This window comes from Anthropogastromicrobium sp. (assembly GCF_037349415.1).
GTDB lineage: Bacteria > Bacillota > Clostridia > Lachnospirales > Lachnospiraceae > Anthropogastromicrobium > Anthropogastromicrobium aceti.
This window is the reverse complement of record NZ_JAXWCK010000058.1, coordinates 23,381-30,581: the sequence shown is the minus strand read 5'-3', so window position 1 is coordinate 30,581 and position 7,201 is coordinate 23,381. Positions and strand designations below refer to the sequence as shown.

Sequence of the window (7,201 nt, the reverse complement as noted above, 5' to 3'; positions counted from 1 at the left end):
TTACTTAATAATAAGCTATAAACAAGGTTTACAGTCAAGCATTTATCAAAAAACTTTCCTCTGTTAATTACAAATCAATTCTACAATCCTTTCAAAGCGTTCTTGTGCCGGTTCTTCTCTATCTGTAAGATAACTATTCAACCTGCCACTTGTAAGCAGAATAATATAAACCGCTTTCTTATGTTCTCTCAGATAGTGTTCACTTAGCCATAAGCTGCCTTATTGATAAATAGCGGTGTACTACACCAATTTTTACACCATTTCCGTATAAATTGATGAATTAAGATACACCCAGATAAAAACGTCAAAGCCGCAGAACCCTTTAAAATAAGGTTCTGCGGCACTTGATAACACAAGACAAAAACCAATCGCAACTAACAAGAGTTGATTGCTTCCTTTCCACCTGGACAGGTACTGTGGCTTTTTATCTGTCCCACTAGTTCTATCAACAATAAAATTTAATCGTATCTGTAACAAAAAACTGTTTCCATCTTGCACAAATAATGAAAAACTGAGCTGAAATAAATTCCATTAACTCATTCAATCCTTCGATGCAATTTGACTTCCATTGCTTGCTACAATGCATCCCCCAGTACGGATTAACCAAATTTTTGTAGCATTCGGTGTTGGTCTGCCTTTTGATACATGAACATGAATCAGCTCCCCTTCCTCATTCGACCAAAAATATACAATGTATCCGCTCACATATGGATACATCATATCAAAACACTCCTTTCTTTTTTTGTGCAAGTGAATCCCCGTTAGTTCACAAAACGTCATATTTCTAATTTTGATTATACACAGCAAGACATGCGTTTGCAAGAGCAATAACACCTATGAAAAAAATTTGCTACTCACACAAAAAAAGAGGACACGCGCCTTTTGGCGCATGCCCTCTAACTATCTACATTATCTATTATTTTTTTATCCTTCAATTGCGATATGCTTCTTCTCTTCTACTGCTGGCTTTGCTTCCTTCTTTGCAACAGTTACCGTCAGCATACCATGCTCAAAGTGAGCCTTGATATCATCTTCGGTTGTATCCTTGCCAACATAATAGCTTCTCTGGCAGGAGCCTGCATAACGCTCTCTTCTTAAGTACTTGCCACTCTTCTTATCCTTCTCGTCCTCGTCAAGACCCTTCTCGGCGCTGACTACCAGATAACCATCCCTAAGCTCAACCTGTACTTCATCTTTCTTGAAGCCCGGAAGATCAATCTCAACCTCATACTTATCGTCGAATTCCTTGATATCGGTCTTCATCAGGTTTGCTACATGATGTCCGTACAGCTTACGCTCTGCGTTTTTCTCTGCTCTGTCATCTATAAATGGAAATTCAAAGAAATCATCAAAGAAATTATCACTAAAAATGCTCGGTACTAACATAATCAAAATCTCCTTTCAAATCACTCATCATTATTTTTCCAGTTTATTTTTCATCCACAGCTTTGCTGTTTCCAAACTCCAGATTGGAAGTTCCTTGGAGAACCTGGAACATTCAACTTTTTGTTCCTTTTGTTCTCTCTGTACCCCTCTCTTTTGTTCTAGCTGTACTATAGCACGTATTATTAGCAATGTCAAGAGTTGAGTGCTAATTTTTTGTGAAAATTTTGTGAACTAAGCCACAGGGACAGTAAAAAAGCCATTTTACCTGTCCCCACTGGTTTGCTTTATTCAATTCCTTTTACAATATAATCCTGATCCTCAACGGCCTTTTTGAGTACATCGTCTGCTACATCACTGCTTAATGTCACAACTGCTGTGCCTGCCTCGTAGCTGACTTCTGCGCTTTCTACACCATCAATTGCCTCAAGTACTTTCTTTACACGCTTCTCGCAGTGTCCACACATCATTCCTTCGATTTTCATTGTCTTTGTCATAGTTTTTTCTTCCTTTCCCTGCCCATCCATTGCACCTGAAAATTCATCTGGTGTTTCTTTCTTTTCGATCAGGCAGCCTTCAATTATATGTTTTTTTCTTTTTCTGTCATGACTTGCGTCATGCAGACGGCAGAAATTAAGCCGCAGTGCATTTGATACAACGCAAAAGCTTGAAAGACTCATTGCTGCTGCACCAAACATCGGATTTAATAGCAGTCCCCAGTGCGCATACACACCTGCTGCAAGCGGGATTCCGATGATATTGTATATAAATGCCCAGAAGAGGTTCTCGTGAATATTGCGAAGTGATGCACGGCTTAAGCGAACTGCTGCTGCCACATCAGTTAAGTTACTCTTCATCAGCACAACATCAGCTGCATCAATTGCGACATCTGCACCTGCTCCTATTGCAATTCCTATATCGGCGCGCGTCAGTGCCGGTGCATCGTTGATGCCATCACCTACCATTGCTGTCTTTCCCTTTTCTTTAAGAGCACGAATCACCTGCTCTTTTCCTTCTGGGAGAACTCCTGCGATTACCTCGTCTACACCAGCCTGTGCACCAATCGCACGGGCTGTGCGCTCATTATCGCCAGTCAGCATAACAACACGGATACCCATATTTTGAAGCTCATGGATGGCCTTCGGGCTATCCTCTTTGATCGTATCGGCCACCGCAATGATTCCTAAAAACTTCTTATCTTTGGCAAATAAAAGCGGTGTCTTTCCACTCTCAGCAAGCAAAGCAGCCCTTTGTCTGTCAGCCTTTGATATGGTTACTCTACCAGAGATAAACGATACACTTCCGCCAATCAGATGAGAACCTTCTATCGTTCCCTCGAGTCCATTTCCCACAAGAGCAGTAAAATTATCTGCCTGCAACGAAGCAGTATCCAGACCCTTACTTTTTCCTTCCTCAACAATTGCCTTTGCAAGCGGATGCTCACTCTTTGCCTCTAATGCAAACGCAAGGCGAAGCAGCTCATCTTGTGAAATGCCATCTGCCGGAACAATATCAGTTACCTTCGGTGTTCCATTTGTAATGGTTCCTGTCTTATCAAGCGCAACAATCTGGACCTTTCCAGTCTCTTCAAGTGATACTGCTGTCTTGAACAAAATACCATTTTTCGCACCGAGTCCGTTTCCAACCATAATCGCAACAGGAGTCGCAAGTCCAAGCGCACATGGACAACTAATTACTAATACAGAAATGCCTCTTGCCAGCGCATATGCAAAGTCCTTTCCAAGAAGCAGCCAGACAAGAAGAGTCACAAGTGAAATGCTGATAACAACTGGTACAAATACACCTGAAACCTTGTCTGCCACTTTTGCGATTGGTGCCTTTGTTGCTGCCGCATCGCTGACCATCTTGATTATCTGAGAGAGCGTCGTATCATCACCTACACGTGATGCCTCACAGCGAAGATAACCAGACTGGTTAATTGTCGCTGCTGATACAAGATCGCCAGGTGCTTTATCTACAGGAATACTTTCTCCTGTCAATGCAGCCTCATTGACAGCACTATTTCCCTCAGTGACAATGCCATCCACCGGAATGCTTTCTCCCGGACGAACTGCAAAAATATCACCTTTTTTTACCTGTTCAATCGGCACAACGTTTTCTTTTCCATCTATGATCAGTGTAGCCTGCTTTGGTGCAAGCTTCATCAGACTCTTTAGGGCATCTGTTGTCTTTCCCTTTGAGCGCGCTTCAAGCATCTTTCCGACTGTGATCAGTGTAAGAATCATGGCAGCTGATTCAAAATAGAACTCGTCCATGTAGTGCATTACACCTTCCATATCTCCATGAAGCTGCGCATCTGTCATCAAAAACAGTGCAATGACACTCCATACAAATGATGCCATTGAACCAAGTGCAACAAGTGTATCCATGTTTGGTGCACGATGCCATAAGCTCTTAAATCCGCTGATAAAAAACTTCTGATTAATGACCATAACGATTGCTGCTAAAATCATCTGCAAAAGTCCCATCGCAACATGATTTCCTTCAAACCATGATGGAAGCGGCCATCCCCACATCATATGCCCCATTGAAAAATACATCAAAACTGCCAGAAAACCAATTGAAGCGATCAGGCGTTTCTTTAACACTGGTGTCTCTTTGTCCTTCAATGCATCCTCCTCTGCCGCATGATTTGTCGATGCATTTCTTGTGTCAGAAGCACCCTTTAACGATGCTCCATATCCAGCCGCCTCAACCGCCGCAATAATGCTGTCCGGACTGGCGCTGCCCTCAACTCCCATTGAGTTTGTCAATAGGCTGACGGAACAAGTGCTTACGCCTGGTACCTTTGAGACGGCTTTTTCAACTCTGCTGCTGCAGGCAGCACAGCTCATGCCTGTCACATTGTATTGTTCCATAAACATGCCCCTTTCTTTTGTAGTACTAGTTCTTAAATTCCCAACTAACACTACTTCATTAATTTTTTGAGTGTCCCCATCAGCTCATCGATGACCTCATCCTTACCCTCACGGATGTCTCTTGCCACACAATTGCGGATGTGATTTTCCAAAAGCTCACGGTTAAAAGCGCTAAGCGCAGCGCTGACTGCAGCTGACTGAATCAAAATGTCGTTGCAATAAGCGTCCTGCTCTAACATCGACTGCAAACCGCGCACCTGACCTTCAATTCTGCGCAAGCGATTTTGGAGAAGCTTTTTTTGATCCTCATCTCGCTGTGTGTGCTTACAGTTGGGACAGACAGGCTGTTCATTATATTCCATACACATAAAACCCTCCCTATATTTTTATATACCCCAAGGGGGTACTTTGTTGAAGTAACTTTACTATATACCCCTGTAGGGTATTTGTCAAGTGGTTTTTCTTTTTTTGCCACCCGGAAGTTTTACGAAGGCGGTTAGCCGATTGTTTTGTCGGTCTCTCTTTTCCGTAACCTGCTTGCAAAGTACAACTTGTAAAACAATATGAACTTTTGTATACTACAAGAAAAAGCCTGACTCTACAACTAGAATCAGACTGCCAAATTTATATGAAAGGACTCCTACAATATTTATGGAAAAACTGATTTGCTTTCAAATTGAAAATACAAGAGAAATTGAACGTCTCGCTTCTAATATGAAGATACGAGTGATTAAGGCAGATGCTTCTATCTACAATGAAACGTTAGATAATATCGTTAATGGAAAAATTAGCTCTGTTAATAGCACTTCCTCTTCCTCTATTTCTCCTTTAGTTGCCGATAACCAACTGCCCTCTGACAGCATCCTTATTTTCTGTGACCTAAGCGAAAAACACTTAAATCGTATGCTTTTCGAATTAAAAAGCCGCAAAGTCCAAATCGATTTAAAGGCAATTTTTACGCCTACTAATCGAAAGTGGACTTTGCGGCAGCTGCATGATGAACTTAAACGTGAGCGCGCATCATTTACTTAATCACAGCGTTCCCCCTTACTCAACCACAAGTTCCATGACTACATTTTCGCTGCCTTCTGGCAGATCACGCTCTGGTGTCATCTCAAGATATGGCAGTCCATTCTTGGCCCAGTGTACACGACGGATTCCTGGCTGGCGAAATAGTGTTTTGTCGTTTTCATCATGTGGAATAGCATGATAAATCATCAAATCATCTCCTGTGTCTGGATCTTTAACAAAATTGTTGTGGCCTGGTCCATATTCACCCGGCACACTTTCTTTTGTCAAAAGCGGATAGCTAAGCCATGTCCAGTTTTCTTCCTGCAGCAAATCTGCGCCGCTCTTTGCATGAAGCAAACCAACATCATACAGATCACCCATGCTAGTAGAAGATCCAGAAATTGTTACAAAAAGATCATCACCGCGGCGAAGCAAATATGGACCTTCGTCTACTGGCGTCTCATAACGATCCCAGCCATACATTGGGCGCACAACACAATGCGGATCGCTTGTCAGCTGCCATGGCTTTTTCGGATCGATTGTTGCGATATAAACGTCGGCTGTTCCTGCCTCAAAATGTTTATCGTCTGCACCGTAGTGAATCTTACGATCAGACCACATCACATAATCTCTTCCATTATCACGAAACCATGTCATATCAAGTGAAATGCCGCCCTCGGTCAGATCGGAGCCATCTATCTTTACACACTTTCTAGGTGCTTCCCATGAATTAGGATCTGCTGGATCACCATTACAGCGAAGAATAACTGATTTTACATGAATCCACTGTCCATTCTCACAGAGAGAAGTAAATAGATATAACACACCATCAATCTCATGAAGCTCTGCTGCCCAAGTTCCTACAAAATGAAGACCATTTTCTAATGGAATACGATAGATGACGGTCGGTTCAGCATCAAAGGTTCCTTCTATTGTATCTGCAATGCGAAGCTGAATGTTATGTGTGCCTGATGACGAAAGATAATATTTTCCATGATATTCAGTCACGCACGGATCAGACATTCCATTAAATTCAACAAGCTCATCAGGAAGAAATCTAAGCGGCAGTGGAAATTTCCAGCGTTTCTGCAAAACAGTTCCCGGAATTTTCCAGGTTCCAGGTTTTGACACATCCACCTTGTTTAATGCTTCCTTGTCCCACGCTACTTTCTTTTCATGCGTAGAACCATCACTATAAACACAGGTTGCCTTTGGTGCACAATCCCCAAAAGGCTCTAATGACATTCCAAGCGGCCAGCTTTCGTGCACCGGGTTCGTTTTTACATAATGAATATCAGCAAAATAATCACATAACACCTGTTTTTCCGCTTCTGTGATCTCAATCACATTTCCCGGGACACAACCTTCTATTCCAAAATCATCCTTATACTGTAGTTCAAACCGTGTTTTTGCGCATGCTTCACACTTTTCTATTTTTTTCAAATCATTTGTGCGTGCAAAAAAACTTCCTGATGCTGTCTCCCATTCTACATAATACGTTTCATTTTCCTTATTATAACTGCAGCGTGGTCTGCTAATTTCTTCTTCAGACAGTTTCACAAAAACAGGTTCACTGTAATTAACAAGATCTGTTGATGTAAATACCATCATGCAGCCAATATTCTTTGAATCAGGTGCATTTTGATTGCGTCTAACAGCCAGCACATAAAATATGCCATCCTTACCGCAGCAGATCCAAGGATCCACTAACGTCTTTGTAACTCCGACAAACTCATCTTCCTCAAAAGAAGCCTTTGCAAATAAGATGCCTGTATTATTTCGAAGCGGTATAAAATTCTTTCCATCCTCACTGAGTGCCAGATGCATTGCCTGCTCCCAGTCACAATTATATCCAACATGTCCAGGATAATTAAAATCTGGGTAACACCCTTCCCCTTTTTTCGTATATGCAAGTAAATATGCCATCT

The 7,201-nt window shown here is 42.0% G+C and carries 6 protein-coding genes and 1 pseudogene; 1 reads left to right on the top strand and 6 read right to left on the bottom strand.

Annotated elements, in window-relative coordinates; translation table 11 throughout:
* Nucleotides 1-63: 63 nt before the first annotated feature.
* The 5 genes and pseudogenes from WJP93_RS13200 to WJP93_RS13180 form a co-directional block, all read right to left on the bottom strand.
* Nucleotides 64-195, bottom strand: a pseudogene (locus WJP93_RS13200) (TnpV protein); the annotation flags it as partial.
* 345 nt (nucleotides 196-540) lie between these two features.
* Nucleotides 541-720 (bottom strand): DUF4160 domain-containing protein, encoded by a 180-nt coding sequence (locus tag WJP93_RS13195; RefSeq protein WP_337548724.1) that lies wholly within the window; start codon nucleotides 718-720, stop codon nucleotides 541-543.
* A 204-nt stretch (nucleotides 721-924) separates the two neighbouring features.
* Nucleotides 925-1,386, bottom strand: a complete 462-nt coding sequence (locus WJP93_RS13190; protein WP_337548723.1) for an Hsp20/alpha crystallin family protein — start codon at nucleotides 1,384-1,386, stop codon at nucleotides 925-927.
* Nucleotides 1,387-1,670: 284 nt separating this feature from the next.
* Nucleotides 1,671-4,262 carry a heavy metal translocating P-type ATPase gene (locus WJP93_RS13185; RefSeq protein WP_337548722.1) on the bottom strand — a complete coding sequence of 864 codons (2,592 nt, stop codon included), beginning with the start codon at nucleotides 4,260-4,262 and terminating at the stop codon, nucleotides 1,671-1,673.
* A gap of 50 nt (nucleotides 4,263-4,312) precedes the next feature.
* Entirely contained in the window at nucleotides 4,313-4,624 is a 312-nt protein-coding gene (locus tag WJP93_RS13180) for a metal-sensing transcriptional repressor (RefSeq protein ID WP_337548721.1), read from the bottom strand.
* A gap of 289 nt (nucleotides 4,625-4,913) precedes the next feature.
* Here WJP93_RS13180 and WJP93_RS13175 point away from each other — a divergent pair, with 289 nt between their 5' ends.
* Nucleotides 4,914-5,294 carry a DUF3783 domain-containing protein gene (locus WJP93_RS13175; RefSeq protein ID WP_337548720.1) on the top strand — a complete coding sequence of 127 codons (381 nt, stop codon included), beginning with the start codon at nucleotides 4,914-4,916 and terminating at the stop codon, nucleotides 5,292-5,294.
* A 15-nt stretch (nucleotides 5,295-5,309) separates the two neighbouring features.
* Here WJP93_RS13175 and WJP93_RS13170 read toward each other — a convergent pair whose 3' ends face one another.
* Nucleotides 5,310-7,199, bottom strand: coding sequence for a family 43 glycosylhydrolase (locus tag WJP93_RS13170; protein ID WP_337548719.1), 1,890 nt, complete (start codon nucleotides 7,197-7,199; stop codon nucleotides 5,310-5,312).
* Nucleotides 7,200-7,201: the final 2 nt, after the last annotated feature.

What these genes read in the sequence shown, in the direction of transcription:
- WJP93_RS13195 (WP_337548724.1), bottom strand. Translation starts at nt 720, where the DNA reads ATGATGTATCCATATGTGAGCGGATACATTGTATATTTTTGGTCGAAT.
- WJP93_RS13190 (WP_337548723.1), bottom strand. Translation starts at nt 1,386, where the DNA reads ATGTTAGTACCGAGCATTTTTAGTGATAATTTCTTTGATGATTTCTTT.
- WJP93_RS13185 (WP_337548722.1), bottom strand. Translation starts at nt 4,262, where the DNA reads ATGGAACAATACAATGTGACAGGCATGAGCTGTGCTGCCTGCAGCAGC.
- WJP93_RS13180 (WP_337548721.1), bottom strand. Translation starts at nt 4,624, where the DNA reads ATGGAATATAATGAACAGCCTGTCTGTCCCAACTGTAAGCACACACAG.
- WJP93_RS13175 (WP_337548720.1), top strand. Translation starts at nt 4,914, where the DNA reads ATGGAAAAACTGATTTGCTTTCAAATTGAAAATACAAGAGAAATTGAA.
- WJP93_RS13170 (WP_337548719.1), bottom strand. Translation starts at nt 7,199, where the DNA reads ATGGCATATTTACTTGCATATACGAAAAAAGGGGAAGGGTGTTACCCA.